We start from the raw sequence: 23,189 nt of genomic DNA on the forward strand, positions 1-23,189 counted from the left end.
TTGATAAATAGTTTCGGTTTTCGGTTTTTTAAAAGTGTGGAGTGAAGGGAAATTTTTTGTGGACGCTAAATTATCTCCAAACCAAGGATTAAACATTTCTGGAATTGGGCTGGCCTCTCTGTTAGCCCTCTCGCTGACTACAGCTGCATTGATTTTAGATGGGCTAGGACATAGAGTATTCTGGCAAGCTAATTCGCTGACTATGCCGTTTTTTCTATGTGCTGTAGGCGCTGGTACTGCTGGTTTTTGGGTTGTGCCGTTGCTACAAGCTTTGAAAACAGGACAAATAATTCGGGAAGATGGACCGCAAGCGCATCTGAAAAAAGCTGGTACTCCGACTATGGGGGGGATCTTTTTCATACCTGTAGCTGTAACAGTTGCTTGTATTTTGTCTAATTTTGCTCAGGATGTACTTGCTGTTTCTGTGTTAACTCTCAGCTATGGCTTAATAGGCTGGATCGACGATTGGCAAATTTTGCATCGAAAATCAAATAAAGGTATATCTCCAAAGATGAAATTGGCTTTGCAGATTGTTTTTGCAACTGGTTTCTGTGTCTGGATGATGTTTAACAGAGATTTTAGTATAACAAATATTGCCTTGCCTTGGGTTGGTTTATCTTTGCCTCTGGGTTTACTTTTCTGGCCTGTGGCTGGTTTTGTGTTGGTTGCAGAAAGCAATGCTACTAATTTAACTGATGGTATTGATGGGTTGGCTGGGGGAACGGTGGCGATCGCCATTTTTGCTTTAGGCGCTTTAATTGCACCCACTTCACCTGATTTGATGATATTCTGTGCAGCTATGAGTGGTAGTTGTGTAGGCTTTTTAGCCCATAACCGCAACCCAGCCCGTGTTTTTATGGGTGATACAGGTTCTCTGGCTTTGGGTGGTGCGTTGGCTGCTGTAGCACTGCTTACTAATAGTTTAGTAGCCTTGTTCATTCTCAGCGGTATTTTCTTTGTGGAAACTCTGTCTGTGATGGCACAAGTCAGTTATTACAAAGCTACCAAGGGACCAGATGGAAAAGGTAAAAGGTTATTTAAAATGGCCCCTTTACACCACCATTTAGAATTATCTGGTTGGACAGAATTGCAAGTAGTTGGTGCGTTTTATATCATTGCTGCAATTTTGGCTACTATATGCTTGACAAGCATTAAATTTTGAGATTTTTAACAAACTATCCATAATTCAGCCTAGATCCCCGACTTTTTTTGAGCAGTCGGGGATCTTGTTTTTATTGGTTGTTTATTCAGTTTGCATTTGCTTGACAAGATGCACGATTTCTGGTAATATCAAAGCTTCCATTCCTAAACGGACAGCGTTACTAGAACCAGGTAGGGAAAAAATCAGTTGATTTCTATAAATACCAGCAATAGCGCGAGAAGCGATCGCTCTAGAACCGATTTCTTGATAACTGAGAAAACGGAATATTTCGCCAAAACCTGGTAAAGTCTTTTCTAATAAATTAGCGATCGCATCATAAGTAGTATCTCTAGGTGCTATTCCTGTACCACCATTCAAAATAATTACATCTACATTCTGATTTTTACTGATACTTTCTATATACGCTTGGATTTTGTCTGGTTCATCTTTGATTATTTGATAATCTGCAATTAAATGATGAGCAGATAATAATAAATCCTGTATTAATTTTCCACTTTTATCTGTTTCTGATGTGCGGGTATCGCTGACGGTAACAACTGCACATTTTACTGTGATATTTTCTGTATCTGGATGTGGATGTGATTTGATCATATATGAATATAGAAAATGCAATTACTATTATTAATTTTGCTATAGTTTACTCCCTTCCTACCTGAATAATACCGATTTAATAAACCACGAAGGCACGAAGAACACGAAGGAAGAAGGAAGGAAGAAGGAAGGAAGAAGGAAGAAGGAAGGAAGAAGAAATGTTATATTTTGATTATCTATATCTAAGAACAAATACTTCAGTTGTGTTTGAATTATCGGGTTAGTGTAGCTTCTACTACTGCTAAAGTTTTCATTAATTTCTATCCCTGTAAAACCTCACCCACAGTTAACTTAATATCAGCAAATAAAGGTGAAGAAATCACCATATCATCAGTAAAAATATGCTCATCATAAAAACCTTCTACCCATTCTAAAATTGTTACTTTTTTCTGCATGGGATCAACTATCCAATATTCAGCAATACCCCGCGCTGCATATTCTGAACGTTTATAACGATAATCACGATTTTCTTGGTTAGAACTGACTACTTCAACTACTAATAAAGGAGGTGGCATATCCATTAAAATTAAAGAGCGTGTAGCGTCTTTCATTTCTTCTGCTAATTCTTCTGAAAATATCACTAAATCAGGAATACGCACCCCCACCATTTTACTATTTACAGCTATTTCTGTTTTCATACTCAAGCGGTAATAGGGAATACCTAACTTAGAAAAATAGATTAATAAAAATGTGGCTATGCGCCGATTTAGTTCGCTTTCAAAAGGCATAACAATTAATTCTCCATTTTCTAATTCATATAAATTATCTGTACCGTCATCAAATTGTAGAAACTCTTCAAAAGTCATTTTTTTAGCAGTTGCAACTGTCATGATTATTACTCCTAGAAACTGCTGATATTTACTAGATATTTACTATTTTAACAACCTAATTAAATCGGGTGATGGGGTGCAGGATGCGGAGTGCGAAGTGTGGAGTGTTGATAACCCAATCACTAATCACCAATTACCAATCACCAATCACCACTAAGTGATTTAAGATTTACTTAATCCTAAATCATTCTCTTCAGCGTACCGATTCATGAAGCGCATAAAGCGATCCCATTCTTCTGGAGTTTTCATCAGGTAAACCGCTTCTACTGCTTCTGGTCTACCATTCACAAATTTACCCTTGACTTCACGGGTGATAATTTCCCCCTCTTCGTCAATCATATACATCCCTGTAATTTCTTCTGTACTATTTTCACTGAAGGCTTGGGGATTTACAAAAGTAAATGTTGCTGTTCCACTATCACCACTACGTGATCTTGTTAACTTTACTTCTGGAACTACTGGTTCGTCAATGCCTCTAGAAAATTGGATTTTTGCCATGATGAATGTTTGTTTAAGTTTTATGATCTTTAGGTTAATATTCTCTCATCATATAGCAGCGATTTGGCTATCTTGATTAAATCTGTTTTTCATTTTGGGTGGGTGTCGCTAAATAGCTTCTTTTTCCAAAATTAAAGTAACTGGTCCATCATTTTCAATTGCAACTTGCATCATCGCGCCAAATTTACCAGTTTCTACCCTTAAACCACTTTCCTGTAATTTTAATACAAAGCGATTATATAAATCTACTGCTAATGTGGGTGTAGCAGAACGGTCAAAGGAAGGACGACGACCTTTACGACAATCACCGTATAATGTAAATTGACTAATTACTAATAATTCCCCATTAATTTCTTGTACAGATTTTTGCCATTTATCACCACCTTCATCATCGGGAAATAAACGTAATTCTAAACATTTACGCACCATCCAATCAATTTCAGCAGCAGTATCAGTATTGGAAATACCCACAAGTAAATTTAAACCTCGACCAATTTTACCAACAATTTCCCCGTCTATAGTTACTTGGGATGATTTAACTCTTTGAACAATAACGCGCATATTAATTTAGGAGATCGAGGAGTCAGGAGTCAGGAGTCAGGAGTTCATAATTTTCGTCCTAATGACTAATGACGATACGCAGATCCCCGACTTCTACGATCAATTTACAATTTATTAAAACACTCATAAAAGAAGTCGGGGATCTGATCTACCTATTTTCCGAAACCTTTACCTTTGCTAACTGAAGGTAAACACAGACAATTTTCTAATTGCTGAAGTAAAGTCTCTTGATCCAAATTTTGACCTATCAAAACCAGTTGATTTTTCTTTTCACCTTTCCACTGATCATCATCAATAGTGAAGCGTTTACCGCACAGGTGGAAAATATGACGTTGAGGACTTTCTTCAAACCACATAATACCCTTAGCGCGGAAGACATTTGTGGGTAGTTGGTTATCTAAGAAATATTGAAATTTTCTAATCGAGAAAGGTTTATCACTTTGAAAAGATATGGATGTAAAACCATCATTTTCTAAGTGATCAGAGTGGTGATGATCATGGTCGTGATGGTCATGTCCACAGGTAGAATGATCATGGTCGTGATGTTCATGTTCGCAGGTAGAATGATCATGATCGTGATTATGATGATCATGTTCATCAGTTTCTGAATCAAAATATTTATCAGATTCAAATAACCCAACACTGAGAATTAAAGGAAGTGGAACTTGAGAATTTTTAGTTCTGATAATTCTTGCACCTTCCTTAATATCATTAATCTTTTTCTCTAATGAATTTAAAGCAGCTTCATCAACTAAATCGGTTTTATTGAGCAGAATTACATCACCATAAGTAATTTGACTAAATGCAGCTTGAGAGTTGAATAAATCCAAACTATAATTTGCCGCATCTACTACAGTGACAATTGAATCTAATCGGGTTAAATCTCGCAATTCAGATCCTAAAAATGTCATTGCTACAGGTAAAGGATCTGCTAAACCTGTAGTTTCAACTACTAGATAATCTAGCTTTTGTTCCCGTTCTAAAACTTGGTAAACAGCATCAACTAAGTCATTATTAATGGTGCAACAAATACAACCATTACTAAGTTCCACCATATTATCATCTGTAGAAACAATTAATTCGTTATCAATACCAATTTCGCCAAATTCGTTAACTAAAACAGCAGTTTTTACACCTTGCTGATTAGTAAGAATATGATTTAGTAAGGTAGTTTTACCACTGCCAAGAAAACCAGTGATAATGGTAACAGGTAATCCCTGTTTGGTTGCTTCCATTACGTGAGATTCTGAAGTAACTGCTGATGTCATATTTATGAAGTAGGGTTTGAGTCAGAAGTGTTGAATGTTAGCGTGATTTGCAAAAATCCCAGTAGCTGTTAATTGTCACTTGGGAAGTGTTTGTTAGCTAGTTATTTTATCATTTTTTTCAATCATTTATAAATTGCTTAAGGTGATGTTTTCATTGATGCAATTCTCAATAGCAATAGTTGTTGTTTGAAGATTTGCAATATCAGAAATTATACCTAAACCTAAATATAAAGTTAAATCATTTTGATCTTGGGTTAAATTACGCCAACTCTGCAAAATTTACTTGTTTAGTTCTGGGTAAAGCTAGAATCATAAGTTACCTAACTCTGACAACTATATTACATGATATTACTGGAAATCAACTAGAGAACTATATTTAGATATCATAGATGATAAGAGCGATCGCTTTTTACTGTATCTGTAACTTAATCTGTCTCACCTATCCGGTTACTCACTACATACGCTATCATTGCTAATCGTTAGATTGCCTTATCCCTTATATTATGACCCTATCTATTTACAATACTCTCACCCGTCGTCAAGAAGAATTTAAAACCGTCGAACCTGGTAAGGTAAAAATGTATTATTGCGGTGTGACGGTTTATGATTATTGCCATTTGGGTCATGCTAGAGCTTGTATTGTTTGGGATGTAGTGCGTCGCTATTTACAATTTATTGGTTATGATGTGCGGTATATCCAGAATTTCACGGATATTGATGATAAAATTCTTAACCGCGCACGGGAAGAAAAATCAACAATGGAAGCGGTCTCAGAACGCTATATCCAGGCATATTTTGAAGATATGGGACGTTTGGGGATAAAAGAAGCAGATGAATATCCTCGTGCAACTCATACCATGAATGGTATCCAAAGATTAATTCATGATTTAGAAACCAAGGGTTTTGCTTATCCTGCTGATGGTGATGTTTATTATGCGGTGCGAAAGTTTGATCAGTACGGTAAACTTTCAGGACGGAAATTAGAAGATTTACAAGCAGGTGCAAGCGAAAGAGTAAACGTAGAAGATCCAGAATATCAGAAAAAGAAAGATCCCTTTGATTTTGCCTTGTGGAAAGCTGCAAAACCTTCCGAACCTGCGTGGGAGTCACCTTGGGGAAAAGGCCGCCCCGGATGGCACATAGAATGTTCTGCAATGGTGCGCGATCGCTTGGGTGATACCATAGATATTCATGCTGGTGGTGCTGACTTAATTTTCCCACACCATGAAAACGAAATTGCCCAATCAGAAGCAGTAACCGGTAAACCTTTAGCTAACTATTGGTTACACAATGGCATGGTTAAAGTTGATGGTGAAAAAATGTCTAAATCTTTAGGCAATTTTACCACAATCCGCGATTTATTAGATCGTGGAGTTGACCCAATGGCATTAAGATTATTTGTGTTAATGGCACAATATCGTAAACCCATTGATTTCACAGATGAAGCAATTTTAGCAGCAACAAACGGCTGGCATACTATTAAGGAAGGTCTGCTTTTTGGACATCAACACGGTGAAAAGTTAGGTTGGGAAAATCTGGAACTAAATAACGCCAACATTGATAAATCAGAAGGTGAAAAATTTACTAATGCAGTGGATGATGATTTTAATTTTCCTGGTGGGTTAGCGGTTATTTTTGAATTAGCTAAAGAACTGAGAAAAGAAGGAAATATCATTGTTCATCAAGGAAAAACAGAAACTCCCGCCGATGAATTATTTAAACAATGGCAAACCTTAACTACATTAGCAGAAGTTTTAGGTTTAACCGCCGAACCAGAAGCAGAAAAAACAAAAACTAATGGTTTAAGTGATGCAGAAATTGAGGAATTAATTCAAAAAAGACAGGAAGCAAGAAAAGCCAAAAACTTTGCCGAATCTGATAGAATCAGAGATGAACTCAAAGCCCAAGGAATTGAATTAATTGATAGCAAAGAAGGTACACGCTGGCAACGGAGAAATTAAAAATTAAAAATTAACAAAGCATCGTCATCTGAGTTGTGAACATGATTTTTTAAACGAACCGCTCCAGACGCAGAGGACACAGAGGTAAAGACAAAAAAGATGATTGAATCTTACTCATTTCTCATTCTAATATTCCCCCTATTCTTCTCTTCTTCCTTCGTGTTCTTTGCGTCCTACTCTGCGGGAACAGCTTCGCTGAACGTGGTTCATTCTCTTGAAAAATTATTCACAACTAACCAATATCTCAGAAACTCTTTTCCTCTGTGTCCTCTGTGGTTTATTATTCTTTACACCATATATAACTTATAATGTAAAAACAGATTTTTAACTTTGAATTTTTTAATTTTCAATTTAACCTATGTGGAAAGAACTAACAACCGCCATATCTAATTTTAACATTCCTGCTGATTGGATCGGTATTCGTGCAGTCAAAGAAACAACCAGAACCCATTTTGTCAGAGATGGTTTACCCCAAAGCAACGGTAAATCATTAACAATGGGAGCAATGATAGAAGTGATGGTTAATGGTAGTTTGGGTTATGCTGCTACCAACTCTTTAACATTATCATCATTGCAAAATGCCGCAGAAATAGCTTATAAACAAGCAGTTGCAGCAAGTGAATTTTGGATATATCCCTTTAGTAAAAATACCCGTCCCAAAGTCGTCGGTGAATATAACTCACCCTTTTTTAAACCATTAAATTCTATCAGTCCAAAGGAAATAAATGATTTATTAATGAGAATTTGTCACAGCTTAAAAATTAGTGATAAAATTGTCAAAACCGTAGCCAATATTAACACATCTGAAAAAGAAACTTGGTTTGTTAGCAGTAACAGTTCAGAAGTTTATCAAAAAATCATTTCTTTAGGAAACCATTTTGGTGTTATTGCCCAAGATGGTAATATTGTGCAACAACGTAGTAATAACGGAATGCACGCTAATTGTTATCAAGGTGGATGGGAACTATTAAAACAAGATAATTTATGGCATCGAGTCCAACAAATTGCTGAACAAGGATTAGAATTATTAACAGCAGCAGAATGTCCAAATACACGCACTAATTTAGTTTTAGCACCAGATCAAATGATGCTGCAAATTCATGAAAGTGTGGGACATCCTTTAGAAATTGACCGCATTTTAGGAGATGAGCGCAACTACGCTGGTGGTAGTTTTGTGAAACCCGAAGATTTTGGTAAATTAGCATACGGTTCACCTTTAATGAATATTACTTTTGATCCTACCGTTGAAGGTGAATTTGCCAGTTATAGTTTTGATGATACTGGAGCAAAAGCCACCAGAGAATATATCATTAAAGATGGCATTTTACAAAGAGGTTTAGGCAGTTTAGAAAGTCAAAATCGTTCTGGTTTGCCAGGGGTAGCTTGTGCGCGTGCTACTTCTTGGAATCGTCCACCCATTGATAGAATGGCTAACTTAAATTTAGAACCAAATTTAGAACCAGGAAACGCAAATTTTTCCGAAATGATAGCGGATATAGAACATGGTGTTTACATGGAGTCTAACCGTTCTTGGTCAATTGATGATAGAAGACATAAATTTCAATTTGGTTGTGAATATGCCAAATTAATTGAAAACGGTAAACTCACTAAAACCTTGCGTAATCCTAATTATAGAGCTACTACGCCCGAATTTTGGCACAGTTTAATTAAAGTTGGTAATGATGCAAATTGGCAAATGTACGGTACACCATTCTGTGGAAAAGGAGAACCTAATCAAACTATTTGGGTAGGACATGGTTCACCTGTTTGTGTATTTGCAAATGTAGAAGTTTTTGGTGGTGGTTAGAGACCGATTAAATAAGATCCCCGACTTTTTATTTACTTAATTTTTACAACTTATAAGTTAATATTAGAAGTCGGGGATCTGCAACAACACCAGATCATTATATTCTTTGTAAAATATCCGCAATAGTTAATTTTAACTCTGGAAATAGTGGGGATACAATCAAATTATCTCCTCTAAATTGATTAACTAGATATTCTCCATCAATTAAAGTATGAACTGAAATCGTGGGTTGTTTAGGATTACCAATAAACCTTCTACCACCGAAAGCAGCATAATCAACAATCCAATATTCAGGAATACCCATTAATTCATATTCATTAGTTTTAGTCGAATAATCTGTTTGCCAATTACTACTAACAATTTCTATTACTAAAGGAACAGAAGCAGCTTGAGTAATTGTTGATTCTTTTTTCCACAGAGGTTCATTAACTAAGTTTTCAGGATTTAGTAATAAAATATCTGGATAAAAAGCCGATTCAGAACTTGATGATTTAATCAATGTTGTTTTAGGTATGAGATAAGGAAGATCAAGTTTATCTAATTCTGCTGATAATTTACGGACTAAAAAACCAATAACTAATTCATGATCTCCTAATGGTGGGTTCATATCAACAATTACTCCATTATGTAATTCATAGCGTAATCCTGTATCTGGATACCATTCGATAAATTCCTCAAAGGTTACTGGTTTAATTATTGTTTGAACCATGATTCACCTCTTGAATAATTATTATTATCATATTATTATTTTATCTCATTTCCCAAGGTTTTGTTTGTGTGGATGTAATTTACAATCTTCTCATTATCTTGAATTGCTGTTTCTATTTCCTCAATTTGTTTCAGTGATCTTGGTTATTTATTCCCAAGTCGTTGTTTACACAACTTTAATTATCTACATAATATTTCAAAATAAGTATTATCTTTTTATAAAAAAGACACAAAAAATTAAAATTTAAACCTGTTTCAATCTTGACACAGGTTATTACTATGTATAAGATATAAAGGTATGTTTAAACAGTAAAAAATAAAACTAACAGTTAAAACTATATGAGTAATCAAGTATATAAGGTATTTGAAGAAATCGAGTTTAAAGCCAAACTACTCGCACAATACTGGAATAACTTTCATACGGAAATATCTCAGCATTTACCAGAGAGTTATCAACCGGAAATACAAGAACTGTCAGATAAATTAGAAACAGCATTAACTCAACTCGTTTACGAATTACAAAATCCTACCCTTACTCTTGCTACAACGGGAACTACCAGTAGTGGTAAAAGCACCCTGGTAAATTTATTATGTGGTGCAGAAATTGTTCCCGTTGCAGTTAGTGAAATGAGTGCAGGAGCAGTGACAATTGAATATAGTAAAGAAAAATCTCTGATCATTCATGAAACACCAGGTGCTTTGTGGGAGTGTGGAGAATGGAAAGGAATTAGTGAAGAAAAAATTTATCAATTGCTTTATCAAGCGATGATAAGTTATATCGAAAATCGAGAAACACAACCTAATTTAGCCTGTCCACAATCTACTATTTTTTATCCTTTCCGACTATTAAAAGAATCTCAATTACAATTACCACAAGGAACAAAAGTTAGAATTCTTGATTTACCTGGGTTAGCTTATGTGGGTGATCAAGGTAATGCGAATGTGATTAAACAATGTCGAGAGGCTTTATGTATAGTTACTTATAACAGTGCAGAAACCGATTCTCAAAAAGTCAAAAGTTTATTATGGGGAAGTAGTCAAGTAAAAGCCAGATTAATTGAAAATTCAGAAGACTATTTTTTATCCAAATTAGAAAATAGTTTAAGTGTGTTATTTTTACGTTTTGCGCGGCCAGTAGCAGAAGCATTAATTCGCAGACCAGTTAATAGTGATACTCGCAATAAAATCATCAAAAATTTGGGAGTAGATATTGAAATTGTAGATAACTATTACACAGGAGAAGAACAGGCTTATAGTGTTCTCAAAAGATATATAAAATATGGTTCTGATTTACTTTTTAACCCAGAAATTCGCCAACAAATATTAGGAGTAACAGAAGTTGTCGCGCAAATAGCAATGGATGTTGTTAGTGAACTGATACCTGCACAACAAGCTGTAGTTTTTGAAGTAGAAAATGATATTAATGCTTTTGCTGAATATTTGCGTTATGCAATTTTTGACGCTGCGGGTTTTGAGTCTTATTATCGTCAAGAACTCCAGAATTTAGTTGATAGTTTTAGAGAGAAAGAAGGAACTTGGACTGGTGTAGCATTAAATGAATGGTTACAAGGAAATCCACTTTTATTAGCGGAAATACCAAATAATTTAAAATCTCAAACATCTAATTTAGAAGTTAGTGATAAATGACGACAATTATCTATTGCACTAAAAAGTAATCATTTATGGTAGGAATAATTCATGAATTGTCTCTAAAACGGTTTCAGATTATGCAAATTGAATTACCACCAAATGTATAATCAATGCTACAATCAACCAATAACTACTTGATGCTATATCAATATGATGATTGCACAAGACTTAGAACAAACAAAAGACATCTCCCCAGAGGTCACATTTCCCCCTAGTGATTTATATAGTGATGAACCACCAGTGGAAACAGAACTGCACACTAGAAGAAACCGCAGAAGAGGAAACTAAGAAAGCAGTAAAATCAGAGAAAAGAGCAAACCAAGAAGCTAAACGAGCAGCACAAGCAGACGCAAGAGCAGAACGTTTAGCGGCAAAATTGCGAGAATTAAATATTGATACTGAGAACATTTAAAGCGACTTTTAAAAAAATGAAAATGCAAATTGAAGAATTATCAATCTTAGAAAGTAACTTTAATCAACTGATAGAAATGCTGCTTGCAAAAAAAGCAGATAGCGAACATTTTACCGTCAGACTTAACAGCGAAAGAAGTCAATTTACCCGTTTTAATCATGCTAAAGTTAGACAAACAGGACTAGTTGCTGATGGTTCAATTACCCTAACTTTAATGGAAAATCAGCGCAGTAGTTTCTGTAAATTTCCTTTTACTGGTAACTGGGATATAGATTGGCAAACAGCATACCAAGCTTTACAAGATTTACGAGAAGAATTACATCTATTACCTGTTGATCCCTATTTGGTTTTACCTACAGGAAATAATGTTAGTAGAGAAGTACATACAGGTAAATTATTAGCACCGGAAAATGTGGTTAATTCTATTTTAGAATCGGTTGCTAATTTAGATTTTACTGGTATTTATGCTGGGGGAGTGATTATTAGAGGTTATGGTGATTCTAATGGGCAAAAACACTGGTTCGCAACTGATTCTTTTAATTTAGATTATTCTTTAATTATCAAATCAGGAAAAGCGGTAAAAGGTACTTTTGCTGGTAGTGCATGGGATGAAGCTGCTTATGTAGATAAGATAAATGATGGGAAAAAACAATTAGCTTTATTGTCTCGTCAACCCAAAGAACTACCCAGAGGAAATTATAAAACCTATTTTGCTCCTGCTGCGGTAGCAGAATTATTGGGAATGCTTTCTTGGGGTGCTATTAGTGAAGCTTCTATCCAACAGGGAAATAGTGCTTTAGCTGCTTTATCACGTCAGGAAAAACAACTTTCATCTAAATTCGTTTTAAAAGAAAATTTCACATCTGGTTTAGTTCCCAGATTTAATAATTTAGGAGAAATATCACCAGAGGAATTAACTTTAATAGAAAATGGTGTTTTGGTAAATAGTTTAGTTAATTCTCGCACAGCTAAGGAATATAATAAACCTGCCAATGGTGCTAATAGTTCAGAAACTTTACGTTCTCCTGAAATAAAGACAGGTGATTTAGCTTTTGCTGATATTTTACGCAGTTTAGATACTGGGTTGTATGTTTCTAATTTGCATTATTTAAATTGGAGCGATCGCCAAACTGCTAGAATTACAGGTATGACTCGTTATGCCTGTTTTTGGGTAGAAAACGGAGAAATAGTTGCACCTATAGAAAACCTCCGTTTTGATGAAAGTCTTTATCGCTGTTGGGGATCAGAAAATTTAGTTGACTTAACCAACTTTCAAGAATTTATTCCCGAAGTCGGTACTTATGAAAGTCGTCAATTAGGTGGTACTTTAGTTCCAGGAATGCTGGTGGAAGATTTCACATATAGTTACTAAAAATTTAGATTTTAGATTTTAGATTAGAGTTGACAAAAACAATCCAAAATCCAAAATCCAAAATCCAAAATCAATCACTCCTGACTCCTGACTCCTTTTATACCTGGTTATTGTGAAAAATGTTGTTTTCTTAATAAGCTAAAGTTTCTAAAGTTTCTCGTAAATACCGTTGTACTTGCTGTTCTAGGCGCAAACCCTTTAACTGAGCATTACTTTCTAGTTGCCAGCGTTGGAAACCGGAACTAGCAGAAATGGCATACTTCAGGTTTTGCCAAATGTGAGCATCACGAGAAAGCTGGCCGGTGATAGAAGCTGAAATTTGAGCCATAGTTCCTCATTCCTCGTTTTTCAATTTTAGAGTCAAACAATTTTAGATTTTAGACTTGAAATGGATTATTGTTTTGCCTAGAACGACAACAAAGAAACCAAATAAGCTAAATCTAACATTTTTTAAATGGGGCAGGAGGTGATCCATACCTACCCCGAAAATTTTGCAATCTTATTTAATCTTTTCTCAAGATAACGGTTACACAGCAACAAATTCTGTGTGATTGATCACTAAAACTAAGGATATTTTCGGTAAAATTCTGCCAAATAAGCTTTTTAAATTAACCAAAAGATTTTTAACTAAGTAAGTGGGCGTTGAAATTTATCGTTGTGGCAAGGCAAGAGGCAAGAGGCTTTTAGCGATTTTACATTTTGTAATATACCTCAGTTTTTTTTATGGCAACTTACTTATGGGTTTTAAGCTGTTTTATCTGTGTGATAGATAGTTATTTTTTTCTTTTATCTCTTCGCTCTCACCTGTCACCTGTCACCTGTCACCTGCCACCTGCTATATGAGTGCTGAGATTTATGTATGTGAATGTTGAAATAAAACCTATATCCATTCAACACTCATCAATTTACTCAGCACTCAAAAGTTGGTACTCAAGACTACTTAGTTAAGGTCAGGGTACGGCGTTTAGTTACCATTTGGTAAGCTTCGATGATATCATTTTCAGCCCAGTCATGGAACTTATCAATACCAATACCACATTCATAACCAGAGTTGACCTCGCGCACATCTTCTTTCATCCGTTTGAGGGAATCAAGAACACCTTCGTAGATCACCTTACTGCCGCGACGAACTCGCACTTTACAGTTACGAACCAGTTTTCCAGATTGTACATAACAACCAGCAACTGCGCCACGACCGACTGGGAAGACAGCACGGACTTCTGTTTGTCCTAAAGGTTCTTCCACTAACTCTGGTTCTAGTAGACCTTCCAAAGCTCCTTGGATATCTTCTAGTAGTTTGTAGATGATGTTGTATTCCCGCACATCCACACCTGCTTCATCGGCAGCTTGTCTAGCACCACTAGCATAAGTAGTGTTGAAGCCAATGATGACAGCGTTACTTGCCGCAGCTAAGTCGATATCTGTTTCTGTAATTTCTCCCGCAGTAGCCAATAACATCCGAATTTGTACTTCGTTTTGAGGTATTTGCTTGAGAGAGCCGATAATAGCTTCTACAGAACCTTGGACATCGCCTTTGAGTATCAAGTTGAGTTCTTTCAACTCGCCTTCTTGAGCTTGAGCCGATAGGGTTGTGAGGGTAACTCTTCCTTGTAACAAACGAGATTGACGTTGTTTGTCGGCTCGATCAGCAGCGATCGCTCGTGCTTGTTTTTCATTCTCGAACACTTCAAACTCATCACCTGCTGCGGGTACATCGCTTAAGCCTAGTACCTCAACCGCACAGGAGGGAGTAGCAGCTTCTACACGCTTACCTCGATCATCTACCATTGCCCGGACTTTACCAAATGCCGATCCCGCAACTAGCATATCTCCCACTTGGAGAGTACCGTTTTGAATCAACAAGGTAGCAACCGCACCCTTAGCTTTATCTAAGTGAGCTTCTATGACTGTTCCCTTAGCCACACGATTGGGGTTAGCGGAAAGTTCTCCAACTTCTGCCACCAAGAGAACCATTTCTAGCAGTGTATCCAGGTTTTCGCCCCTGATCGCACTCACAGGAACCATAATTGTCTCACCACCCCAGTCTTCTGCGGTTAAACCATAATTGGTCAGTTCTTGTTTAACCCGCTCTGGTTGTGCGCCTTCTTTGTCAATCTTGTTAATAGCGACAACAATCGGTACACCTGCGGCTTGAGCATGGCTAATCGCTTCCACTGTTTGCGGACGTACACCGTCATCTGCGGCTACAACCAAAATCGCAATATCTGTCACCCGCGCACCTCTAGCCCGCATTGCTGTGAAAGCTTCGTGACCAGGAGTATCTAGGAAGACAATCTGTTGTTGCTTACCATCATGTTCTACATCAACATGGTATGCGCCGATATGCTGGGTAATACCACCTGCTTCACCCGCCGCCACTTTAGTTTTGCGGATGGAGTCCAGTAGAGTAGTTTTACCGTGGTCTACGTGACCCATAATTGTCACCACGGGAGGACGACGAATCAGATGCTCCAGATCCTCAATGTCAATCATTTCTGTGACTTTGCGGGCTTCTGCTTCTGGTTCAGCCGTTTCCACTTCTACCTCTAGTTCTTTAGCTACTAGGGTAATGGTGGGAATATCCAGATTTTGGGTGATACTTACCGCCATGCCTTTCATAAACAGGATTTTCACAATCTCTGTATCGGCAATGACCAAAGCATCCGCCAACTCTTGTACTGTCATTGGTCCTGTGACAACCAGTTTTTCTGGACGCTCACGCTTAACTTCTACTTCCTGCTGACGGCGATTTTGGTCGCGTTGGGAACCAGGCTTTTTGTTTTTCGTGGGTGCAGATGTAACCAATGTTGGTTGCTGTGCAGGTCGAGCAGCCTTGGGCTTGGGTGGACGAGCTATAGACAGGCTGACTTGGACTGCGGCTGGAATTTCCAGACCTTCTTCATCCAGTAAGTCGTCTTCTTCAAAATCATCATCGAGGATGGGTTTAGCTCGCTTGCCTTTAGGTCCAACCTTGGCTTTCTCTTTGATTTCGTCAATTATTTCTTCTTCTTGCCACTTCTTCCCACCTTTAGATAGGCGTGGTGGTGTTGGCCGTTTCAAATCCAGCAAAGCTGGTGCGATCGGCTCATCCACCAATGCCTCTTTTTTACCTCCTCCAGACATTGGTTTGGGTGGAGTGGCTACAGGCATGGCGGCTACAGGTTCAGCAGGACGTGTTGGCCTGCTGGGTCGTTGCACCTCAGTTGATGGTGTGGGTGCAGATTTACTTCCCCTGTGTTCTGGTTTCACAGGTGATGGAGTTGAGCGACCCTGTTTTTGTGGTGTCTGCTCTGCTGTTCCTTTGTTGCCCCTGGGTTTTGAGTGTTCTCTTTCCTCTTCACGCCGTTGCTGACGATCGCGTTTGAGAATTGGTTTTTCCGCAGGAGATAGCTGTTCTGTGGCAGAAGCTTTTTCTTCCACAGGCCTTGCTGGTGGAGCAACCAGTTGCGGTTTTTGGGGTTTTTCCGGTTTGGGTCGATGACCAGCCGGTTTTTCTGGTTTTTCCGCTTTTATTTTTTCTGGGGCTGCTTGGACATTGGGTTTATGATCTGTTTCTGCCACAGGTTTCTGTGGTGTCTCAGATTGATTCCGGGGTACAGGTCGAGTTGGTGCCGTCGGTTTCATGGGTGAGACTGGTGTAGCGAAAGGCCGTGGAGGTGATGGAGAATTAGCTGTAACTTCGCCATGTACACTATCAGACGAAGCAACTTGGCTATTGGTAGCAACTGACGCTTCTGAGGCGTTGGAGGTAGTGTTTCTCAAGATTTTGGGTTTGCGAATTTCCAAAATTTGTTGTTTATGGGGTGCAGCAGGTCGGTTTCGGGAGCCAGTTTTTTGTGAATTTGGTTTATGGCTGTTTGTACCTAATTCCTTTTTGGGCGTGACACTCGTGGCTGGGAGTTTTTCCGCAGCCTGTCGAATTTGTTCTGCCTCTGTTTCTGAAATCGTGCTGCTATGGCTTTTGACCGCGATGTTGAGCTGGTCGCAAATTGCTAATAGCTCTTTGTTATCCAAATTCAATTCCTTTGATAATTCGTAGATTCTAACTTTGCCGTTGTTCATCCACTCTTTCCCCTTTAATTTACAGTTTTAACGGATGGTTGCCTGGTTTGCGACATCTCCATCCTTTGATCACTGTTTTTTAGGTTGCCCTTGGTGATGTTGCCGGTGCCTCCAATAATTAGGAAAGAGAGATGTTTCGGTTTAATACTGGCATCCCCACCGGGAATGATGGTTGACTGGACCCCATAAAATTTTTCTCAATAAAAAATTTTTTTGGGCATCCTTGATGCCGAACTGCGCTTTAACGCTACCAGGTTGCCATTTTTTAGGTTTTTGTTTTGCTGATTCTGAGTCTTCCACAACACAATCGAGTAAAACTTGTTGGGAGTATTGCTTCGTCTCTCTCCATTTTTAGAGAGCCACTTGCCTTTTACACCCATTTACTATTTTGGCACTAATCCGATACAAAAAGCTAACTAATGCTAACAAGCTTTGATGCTTTTCCTTCCTGCTTCATCAGTTTCGACTACTCTCACTGAACTCCTAGAAGTGTCGGCACTATCTAGTCTACAGGCTTTCAGATTGGGTCTATCTCACCCTACTATTAAGTATTTAGGCTTGGTTCTCACCTAAAATACCTATCAATAATAGCATTTTCTTGTTTGCCCTGTCTGCTGACTCTCAGGCTACAGGATCTTTAGTATTCTCAATTCTCAAGTTTTTTTGTCAATGAGTAGACATAAATCTTGATCAAATGTGAGCATTTGTTAGCTTTTTTTAGGAAAACACTAACTAGCTTTTAACCTTTGTCTGACACAGCCTCTCTGGTATTTTAACCTTTGATCTGGCCGGAAATCAGGCAGTAGACTACCTTGGGCAAACCAGAATATTTAGTTTAATTAAATTTGATTTGGGGGATTGCGTTCACTAAGTCGCTGCCACAATGTTTGATACAGTGTTTCTGGCACTGTTCCATGTAGCGATCGCCCTAATCTATTTTTTTTCTGTGCTGCTTGTAGGCAGTCAGCTTGCGGGCAAATATAGGCAGAACGCCCCATGCCCTGATCTAATTGTACCTTCCTAGATGGAAAGACGCGGACAATCCGCCAAAACTCTTGTTTTTGTCCTACCCGGCGACAACTAATACAACGCCGATAGTTTGGTTTCATCGGGTTTTTGTTCAGTCATGTGAGCAGTTTTTACTTGCTTGAGATACTTACCTCAGATTTGTTTTTGTTAATTTTCACACTTGCCAAATGTCTTCTAGTTTACCGTGAACTGTTGATAGTGAACAGACTATTGTCAAAAAACATTTGAGAATTAATCTGTCTCTTCCTCGTTAGTTTCAAAATTATCATTCTCTAATTCTAATTTGTCCTGATATTCATCTTCTAGTTGTTCCATCTCGGTTTCATCATTTTCTGCCTGATATTTTGCTCTCACAGCTGCAAATTTCGCATCTTCTGCGGCATAGTCATATTTAGCTTGATCTTTAATGTCAATTTTCCAGCCTGTCAGTCTGGCAGCTAATCTCACGTTTTGTCCTTCTTTCCCAATAGCTAAACTCAGTTGATCTTCTGCTACTAAAACGTGGGTTTGCCGACTTTCGGGATCCATTAAGCGCACTTCATCAACTCTGGCCGGACTCAAGGCATTGGCAATGTAAGTTGCTGGATCTGGAGACCAGCGAATTACATCTATTTTTTCACCCCGCAATTCATTGACTACCACTTGAATGCGTGATCCCCTCGCGCCAATACAAGCTCCAACTGGGTCTACATCTCGATCAAGTGTATCTACTGCTATTTTAGTCCGTGGACCGACATAACGGGAAGGAGGATTTGCTTCTCTAGCTACTGCCACTATTCGCACTACTTCGTCTTCAATTTCTGGGACTTCGTTGGCAAATAAATAAACTACTAACCCAGCATCAGCACGAGATACTAATAACTGTGGACCCCTTTGTTGTCCTTGGGAAACTTTTTTTAGATATACCTTAAAGGTGGTATTGGAACGGTATGTATCATTGGGTAGTTGTTCCCTTTTTGGTAATTCTGCTTCTACTTCTGGCTGACCAAAACCGCTGCTAACTGCCAAAATTACTGATTGTCTTTCAAATCTTAAAACTCTTGCTTGTAAAACGGTACTTTCTAAATCTTGAAATTCTTCTTGCACCATTTGACGTTGTTGATCCCGCAATTTCTGTGCCAGCACTTGTTTAGTTTGCATGGCTGCCATGCGTCCAAATTCTCCTTGATCCGGGGTGACATCTAAGACCACAGAATCACCTGATTGAGCTTCTGGCGCAACTTGTTGTACTTCATCTAAGGAAATTTGATGATCTGTATTAGTAACTTCTTCGACTATTGTTTTGGTAGAAAGAACTCGAAATCCTTCTCCTTCAATATCAAGTTCTACTTCAAAATTATCAAAATAATTTTCATCAAATTGTCGGCGCTCTAAATTTTGGGCGCGGCGATAACGTTCGTAACCTTTAAGTAATGCTTCTCTAATAGATGATTGCACTGCTAAACGTGGTAAATTTCGCTCGCGGCTAATGCTTTCAATTAAATCTTTTAATCCAGGTAAAGTAACCATTGACATAAGCAACATCTCCTTAATTTTTAAATTTTTATGTCAGCAACCAGCAATTTTTTGTATTTTAAATCTGGGATTTTAGATTTGTATCTAAAACCCTGAATCTAAAACCCTGCATCTAAAATCTCAATTTTAGTTAACTGCCCTCATCGAGTTGCACCCTGGTAACGAGGGAACGGGGTATCTGTACTACACGACCTTTTTGGTTTAAGTAAATTTTTGTTTCATCCCGGCGCATCAAGTTACCAATCCACTCTTGTTTTCCTTCGTAGGGTTCAGAAGTGGAGATCACCACGGGAAATCCTTTAAAGGAAATAAACTCCCTGTCTGTGTTCAATTGTCGGGAAATTCCAGGACTGGAGACTTCCAATACGTAAGCATCTGGAATCATCTCTGTCGCGTCTAAGGAGGCTTCTAAAGCACGGCTCATTCGTTCGCAATCGTCTAAACCAGTATCCTGTTGAGGGTTACGGATATCTACCCGCAAAACTGGTGGACGTTGGTTGGTATGAAAAACTATGCCAACTACTTCCAAACCCAGTTCTTCTGCTACTGGTTTCGCCAATTCAATAATTTGTGGAACTAAAGGATGAGTCATGGGAAAATTCAATAAAAAAAGTGGGCTTCTACCCACTTCCGGCGATAGGGATATCTTCCAAGAAGTCTTGTGACGAACCTGTATTGGTTCGCCCCTAACATGAGTGTAGCGTATTTTTTTCGTTAGTCATTAGTGATTGGTGACTGGTAATTGGTGATTGGGTTATTAATTTACCTATACACCTATATACACAACACCTGTACACTTTTATGCTATAAAGCTATTATCAATAACTGTGGGAACAGTAGCTTGCGATCGCATCCTTCTTGTTTGTTCGATAATTTGCTCAATATCTTCTTGGGATAGACGTTGAACATAATTAATTTTCACTTCTTCTAAAAAGTCATTGAGCAAACTTTGAATTTCTGAAATTACGTGTTTTTCCTGGATCTCTGCACCTAAAACCGTAGTAAATTTTTCCACTAACTGACTAGAAAGTTGGGCTGCCACTGGATCTTTAAAGGCGCTAACCAAGGCAATATATAGGTTTGTGGTGATTTGATTGGCCAATTGTTCACTTAGCTGATTTTGTGCCTGTCCTACTCCTGGCAGCATGAGCAGGTTACGATAAACAGGTACTTGCCTAAAAGCAAGTTCGATATTGTGCCGCAAAATGGCATTCATTTCTGGTTGTATTTTTGGTAAGACTTGAGTAACGATGGTTTGTATTAACAGTCCTGAAAGTGCTTCTACTTCGTTAACATTATTAATATCAATGTAGGCACGCTCTTTTTCCGGTTGTAATAACCACCTAGTAATATCACCGCGCTGTATTGAAACCTGCATTTGGTTAATTACCCGCACTACCACAATTTCTGTGATTTCTTCGGCAAAATTGGCTACTATACCTTGGTGAATTTGCCTTCTCACTAAATGTAGATCAATTAACCCGGCTTGATCTAGACGAACTAATACTGGCAAAACTCGCAACCAACGCCAAAAGGGAATTACTAAAAATAGGTCATACCAACGCCATAAAATCGCTTCTAACCAGCTTAAATGGCGATTTTGACGTTTTATATAAAAAGTACGTAATAGCAATTCTAAGCCAAATATCACGACAAACGGTAAATCAATTAACCAAAAATCATCTATAAATTCGCCATTTTCGCCTATTTGGCGATAATAATTAGAGGCAATGCCTGGACGAATTTGCTGGTTAAAAAAATTAATTTCTTGTATCCAACCCCGTTTAGATAAATATTCTACACTCCAAAAAGTAGCAAAGGCGCGTTTGGCTGATTCTTGACCAATGTGTTCCCGCATCCGGTTTTTAATTTTTTCCAGAGTTCCACTTTTACCCGCACCTGCAAAGGGGTTACTATCAATCATCTCGTTGCTGAGACGGCTGATTTCTGCTAACTTGGTTTTTACTTGAGGGGAGTTTAAACCGGTTTGGCTAACCTGTGCTTCTAAAGCTGCTACTGTTTCTAGATAATTTTTCGTGTCTCGATGGGGTTCAATACCTTTAATGGGATCGTAAATTTGGGTAATCTGGGGAAGTTGGCGAAAATAGAAATCCCGCCAAGGTACGTAACTCAAGTCAAATAACACTAACCCTAAGTTAACACTGGCTGCGATCGCCATTAACTTTTCCAACCATAGATTAGCTTGTTTTCGAGGTTTTAATTTATTCATTATTAGTTAATTTCTATACTCGATATTAAGTCTTTCTCTTCTTTAGTTTAAGATATTGTTTAATTATTTACCTCATATCTCTGGTTTTTACAGCAGTTTTCATGTCTTTAGACCATAGTAAGGGCGAAGCATTCGGATGATAGTCTTAGGTAAAAACCGATAATTAATTGTCCGAATGCTGATGCTTCCAGCACGCTTCGCGAACGCCCCTACATTGTTGACGCGAAACCTAAATCAAAATGTGGTTTATTTACCTGAAAATAGCTGTAATCCGATGATTAGCCGTGACATTCCAACAATTGAAATTACCACATTTCCACTAAAAATCAAACAATAACACATAGGAAAAATCTGTTTATATGTCAAACGTACCAAAAAATGATCTGCCAACTTTATTAGTTACAGGTGGTGCAGGATTTATAGGGGCTACCTTTGTTCTCCAAGCTAGAAAAAATCAGTGGGCTAATATCATTAATTTAGATAAACTTACTTATGCTAGTAATCTACAAAATTTAGCTGAATTACAAGATGATCCCAATTATGCTTTTATTCAAGGAGATATTGGTAACTTTGAATTAGTCAGTTATTTGTTAGAAAAATATCAACCAGATGCAGTAATTAACTTTGCGGCAGAAACTCATGTAGATCGTTCTATTTTAACACCCATTAACTTTATCCAAACTAATGTATTAGGAACGTTTCATTTATTAGAAGCAAGTAAATTTTATTGGCAAAAACTCAAATCAGAAAAACAAGAAAAATTCCGATTTTTGCATATATCTACCGATGAAGTTTATGGTTCTTTAAATCCAGAAGATCCAGGTTTTAAAGAAGATACACCTTATGCACCAAATAGCCCTTATGCAGCTTCTAAAGCTAGTGCAGATCATTTAGTTAGATCCTACTATCACACCTATAATTTACCTACTTTAACTACTAATTGTTCTAATAATTATGGACCGTTACAGTTTCCTGAAAAACTGATTCCTTTAATGATTCTCAATGCTGTAAATGGTAAACCATTACCTATCTATGGTGACGGTCAAAATATTAGAGATTGGCTATATGTAAGTGATCATTGTGATGCTATTTATCTGGTTGTAAAGGAAGGTAAAATTGGCGAAAGTTATAATGTTGGGGGATTGAATGAACAAACTAACTTAGTAGTTGTGAATAAAATTTGTGAAATTTTGGATACGTTAGCACCCAAAGAGAATTTTCAATATTCATCTTTAATTACCTTTATTAAAGATCGTCCTGGACATGATCGCCGCTATGCAATTGATTGTAGTAAAATCACCAAAGAATTAGGATGGCAACCCAAGGAAAATTTTGATAGTGGTTTGTTAAAAACTGTGCAATGGTATCTTGATAATTCTGCTTGGGTAGAATCTATTTTTACAGGAGAATATAAAAACTGGATTCAGAAAAATTACGAAAGTCGTTAAAGGAGTAGGGGTAATTCATGAATTACCCCTACTTCCGTTTTATTTTGCGTAAGTCCTGGATTTATTTAGGATTTATTTAGTAATA

The 23,189-nt window shown here is 37.7% G+C and carries 19 protein-coding genes; 7 read left to right on the top strand and 12 right to left on the bottom strand.

Annotated elements, in window-relative coordinates:
• Nucleotides 1-58 precede the first annotated feature (58 nt).
• Nucleotides 59-1,162, top strand: a complete 1,104-nt coding sequence (mraY, locus tag H5968_RS04275; protein WP_187038925.1) for a phospho-N-acetylmuramoyl-pentapeptide-transferase — start codon at nt 59-61, stop codon at nt 1,160-1,162.
• An 81-nt stretch (nt 1,163-1,243) separates the two neighbouring features.
• Here mraY and H5968_RS04280 read toward each other — a convergent pair whose 3' ends face one another.
• The 5 genes from H5968_RS04280 to H5968_RS04300 all read right to left on the bottom strand — a co-directional run bounded on the left by H5968_RS04280 (nt 1,244) and on the right by H5968_RS04300 (nt 4,910).
• A complete protein-coding gene (locus H5968_RS04280) occupies nt 1,244-1,750 on the bottom strand; it encodes a MogA/MoaB family molybdenum cofactor biosynthesis protein (RefSeq protein ID WP_187038957.1) in 507 nt (168 codons plus the stop codon).
• A gap of 263 nt (nt 1,751-2,013) precedes the next feature.
• Nucleotides 2,014-2,583, bottom strand: coding sequence for a Uma2 family endonuclease (locus H5968_RS04285; protein WP_096570302.1), 570 nt, complete (start codon nt 2,581-2,583; stop codon nt 2,014-2,016).
• Between the two features lie 162 nt (nt 2,584-2,745).
• Nucleotides 2,746-3,081, bottom strand: coding sequence for a photosystem II reaction center protein Psb28 (psb28, locus tag H5968_RS04290; protein WP_187038926.1), 336 nt, complete (start codon nt 3,079-3,081; stop codon nt 2,746-2,748).
• A 108-nt stretch (nt 3,082-3,189) separates the two neighbouring features.
• A complete protein-coding gene (gene dtd, locus H5968_RS04295) occupies nt 3,190-3,642 on the bottom strand; it encodes a D-aminoacyl-tRNA deacylase (protein WP_187038927.1) in 453 nt (150 codons plus the stop codon).
• A 152-nt stretch (nt 3,643-3,794) separates the two neighbouring features.
• Complete coding sequence (locus tag H5968_RS04300) at nt 3,795-4,910, bottom strand: GTP-binding protein (protein ID WP_187038928.1); 1,116 nt, start codon at nt 4,908-4,910, stop codon at nt 3,795-3,797.
• Between the two features lie 503 nt (nt 4,911-5,413).
• On the opposite strand from H5968_RS04300, the gene cysS reads away from it, so the two are divergent.
• Both cysS and H5968_RS04310 read left to right on the top strand, forming a co-directional pair.
• Nucleotides 5,414-6,871 (top strand): cysteine--tRNA ligase, encoded by a 1,458-nt coding sequence (gene cysS / locus H5968_RS04305; protein ID WP_187038929.1) that lies wholly within the window; start codon nt 5,414-5,416, stop codon nt 6,869-6,871.
• 358 nt (nt 6,872-7,229) lie between these two features.
• A complete protein-coding gene (locus H5968_RS04310) occupies nt 7,230-8,678 on the top strand; it encodes a TldD/PmbA family protein (RefSeq protein WP_187038930.1) in 1,449 nt (482 codons plus the stop codon).
• Nucleotides 8,679-8,775: 97 nt separating this feature from the next.
• Here H5968_RS04310 and H5968_RS04315 read toward each other — a convergent pair whose 3' ends face one another.
• Entirely contained in the window at nt 8,776-9,387 is a 612-nt protein-coding gene (locus H5968_RS04315) for a Uma2 family endonuclease (RefSeq protein ID WP_187038931.1), read from the bottom strand.
• A gap of 338 nt (nt 9,388-9,725) precedes the next feature.
• Between H5968_RS04315 and H5968_RS25050 the strand changes: the two genes are divergently transcribed.
• The 3 genes from H5968_RS25050 to H5968_RS04335 all read left to right on the top strand — a co-directional run bounded on the left by H5968_RS25050 (nt 9,726) and on the right by H5968_RS04335 (nt 12,820).
• Entirely contained in the window at nt 9,726-11,033 is a 1,308-nt protein-coding gene (locus H5968_RS25050; protein WP_222620552.1) for a dynamin family protein, read from the top strand.
• A gap of 229 nt (nt 11,034-11,262) precedes the next feature.
• Nucleotides 11,263-11,448, top strand: coding sequence for a hypothetical protein (locus H5968_RS04330; RefSeq protein WP_187038932.1), 186 nt, complete (start codon nt 11,263-11,265; stop codon nt 11,446-11,448).
• 22 nt (nt 11,449-11,470) lie between these two features.
• Nucleotides 11,471-12,820 carry a TldD/PmbA family protein gene (locus H5968_RS04335; RefSeq protein ID WP_187038933.1) on the top strand — a complete coding sequence of 450 codons (1,350 nt, stop codon included), beginning with the start codon at nt 11,471-11,473 and terminating at the stop codon, nt 12,818-12,820.
• Nucleotides 12,821-12,950: 130 nt separating this feature from the next.
• Here the strand turns inward: H5968_RS04335 and H5968_RS04340 are convergent, their stop codons facing one another.
• The 6 genes from H5968_RS04340 to H5968_RS04365 form a co-directional block, all read right to left on the bottom strand.
• The gene (locus tag H5968_RS04340) at nt 12,951-13,148 is read right to left on the bottom strand and encodes a hypothetical protein (protein WP_096570288.1); all 198 of its coding nucleotides are present in this window, start codon (nt 13,146-13,148) and stop codon (nt 12,951-12,953) included.
• Nucleotides 13,149-13,756: 608 nt separating this feature from the next.
• Nucleotides 13,757-16,882, bottom strand: coding sequence for a translation initiation factor IF-2 (infB, locus tag H5968_RS04345; protein WP_096572763.1), 3,126 nt, complete (start codon nt 16,880-16,882; stop codon nt 13,757-13,759).
• 839 nt (nt 16,883-17,721) lie between these two features.
• Nucleotides 17,722-17,991, bottom strand: coding sequence for a YlxR family protein (locus H5968_RS04350; RefSeq protein WP_096570286.1), 270 nt, complete (start codon nt 17,989-17,991; stop codon nt 17,722-17,724).
• 151 nt (nt 17,992-18,142) lie between these two features.
• Nucleotides 18,143-19,426: a transcription termination factor NusA gene (nusA, locus tag H5968_RS04355; RefSeq protein ID WP_187038934.1), complete on the bottom strand. Its 1,284-nt coding sequence runs from the start codon at nt 19,424-19,426 to the stop codon at nt 18,143-18,145.
• Nucleotides 19,427-19,556: 130 nt separating this feature from the next.
• On the bottom strand, nt 19,557-20,018 hold the full coding sequence (gene rimP, locus H5968_RS04360) for a ribosome maturation factor RimP (RefSeq protein ID WP_096570282.1): 462 nt from the start codon (nt 20,016-20,018) through the stop codon (nt 19,557-19,559).
• A gap of 207 nt (nt 20,019-20,225) precedes the next feature.
• A complete protein-coding gene (locus tag H5968_RS04365) occupies nt 20,226-21,656 on the bottom strand; it encodes a hypothetical protein (protein ID WP_187038935.1) in 1,431 nt (476 codons plus the stop codon).
• A 359-nt stretch (nt 21,657-22,015) separates the two neighbouring features.
• Here H5968_RS04365 and rfbB point away from each other — a divergent pair, with 359 nt between their 5' ends.
• Entirely contained in the window at nt 22,016-23,104 is a 1,089-nt protein-coding gene (gene rfbB / locus H5968_RS04370; protein ID WP_187038936.1) for a dTDP-glucose 4,6-dehydratase, read from the top strand.
• The last annotated feature ends 85 nt before the right edge of the window (nt 23,105-23,189 follow it).

The sequence above is a fragment of the Sphaerospermopsis sp. LEGE 00249 genome (assembly GCF_014299995.1).
GTDB classification, from domain to species: Bacteria; Cyanobacteriota; Cyanobacteriia; order Cyanobacteriales; family Nostocaceae; genus Sphaerospermopsis; species Sphaerospermopsis kisseleviana.

Coding starts and splice junctions, on each gene's coding strand:
- rfbB (WP_187038936.1), top strand. CDS start 22,016: ATGTCAAACGTACCAAAAAATGATCTGCCAACTTTATTAGTTACAGGT.
- H5968_RS04310 (WP_187038930.1), top strand. CDS start 7,230: ATGTGGAAAGAACTAACAACCGCCATATCTAATTTTAACATTCCTGCT.
- H5968_RS04350 (WP_096570286.1), bottom strand. CDS start 17,991: ATGAAACCAAACTATCGGCGTTGTATTAGTTGTCGCCGGGTAGGACAA.
- infB (WP_096572763.1), bottom strand. CDS start 16,882: ATGAACAACGGCAAAGTTAGAATCTACGAATTATCAAAGGAATTGAAT.
- rimP (WP_096570282.1), bottom strand. CDS start 20,018: ATGACTCATCCTTTAGTTCCACAAATTATTGAATTGGCGAAACCAGTA.
- nusA (WP_187038934.1), bottom strand. CDS start 19,426: ATGTCAATGGTTACTTTACCTGGATTAAAAGATTTAATTGAAAGCATT.
- H5968_RS04315 (WP_187038931.1), bottom strand. CDS start 9,387: ATGGTTCAAACAATAATTAAACCAGTAACCTTTGAGGAATTTATCGAA.
- H5968_RS04300 (WP_187038928.1), bottom strand. CDS start 4,910: ATGACATCAGCAGTTACTTCAGAATCTCACGTAATGGAAGCAACCAAA.
- H5968_RS04285 (WP_096570302.1), bottom strand. CDS start 2,583: ATGACAGTTGCAACTGCTAAAAAAATGACTTTTGAAGAGTTTCTACAA.
- cysS (WP_187038929.1), top strand. CDS start 5,414: ATGACCCTATCTATTTACAATACTCTCACCCGTCGTCAAGAAGAATTT.
- H5968_RS25050 (WP_222620552.1), top strand. CDS start 9,726: ATGAGTAATCAAGTATATAAGGTATTTGAAGAAATCGAGTTTAAAGCC.
- dtd (WP_187038927.1), bottom strand. CDS start 3,642: ATGCGCGTTATTGTTCAAAGAGTTAAATCATCCCAAGTAACTATAGAC.
- H5968_RS04340 (WP_096570288.1), bottom strand. CDS start 13,148: ATGGCTCAAATTTCAGCTTCTATCACCGGCCAGCTTTCTCGTGATGCT.
- psb28 (WP_187038926.1), bottom strand. CDS start 3,081: ATGGCAAAAATCCAATTTTCTAGAGGCATTGACGAACCAGTAGTTCCA.
- H5968_RS04365 (WP_187038935.1), bottom strand. CDS start 21,656: ATGAATAAATTAAAACCTCGAAAACAAGCTAATCTATGGTTGGAAAAG.
- H5968_RS04335 (WP_187038933.1), top strand. CDS start 11,471: ATGCAAATTGAAGAATTATCAATCTTAGAAAGTAACTTTAATCAACTG.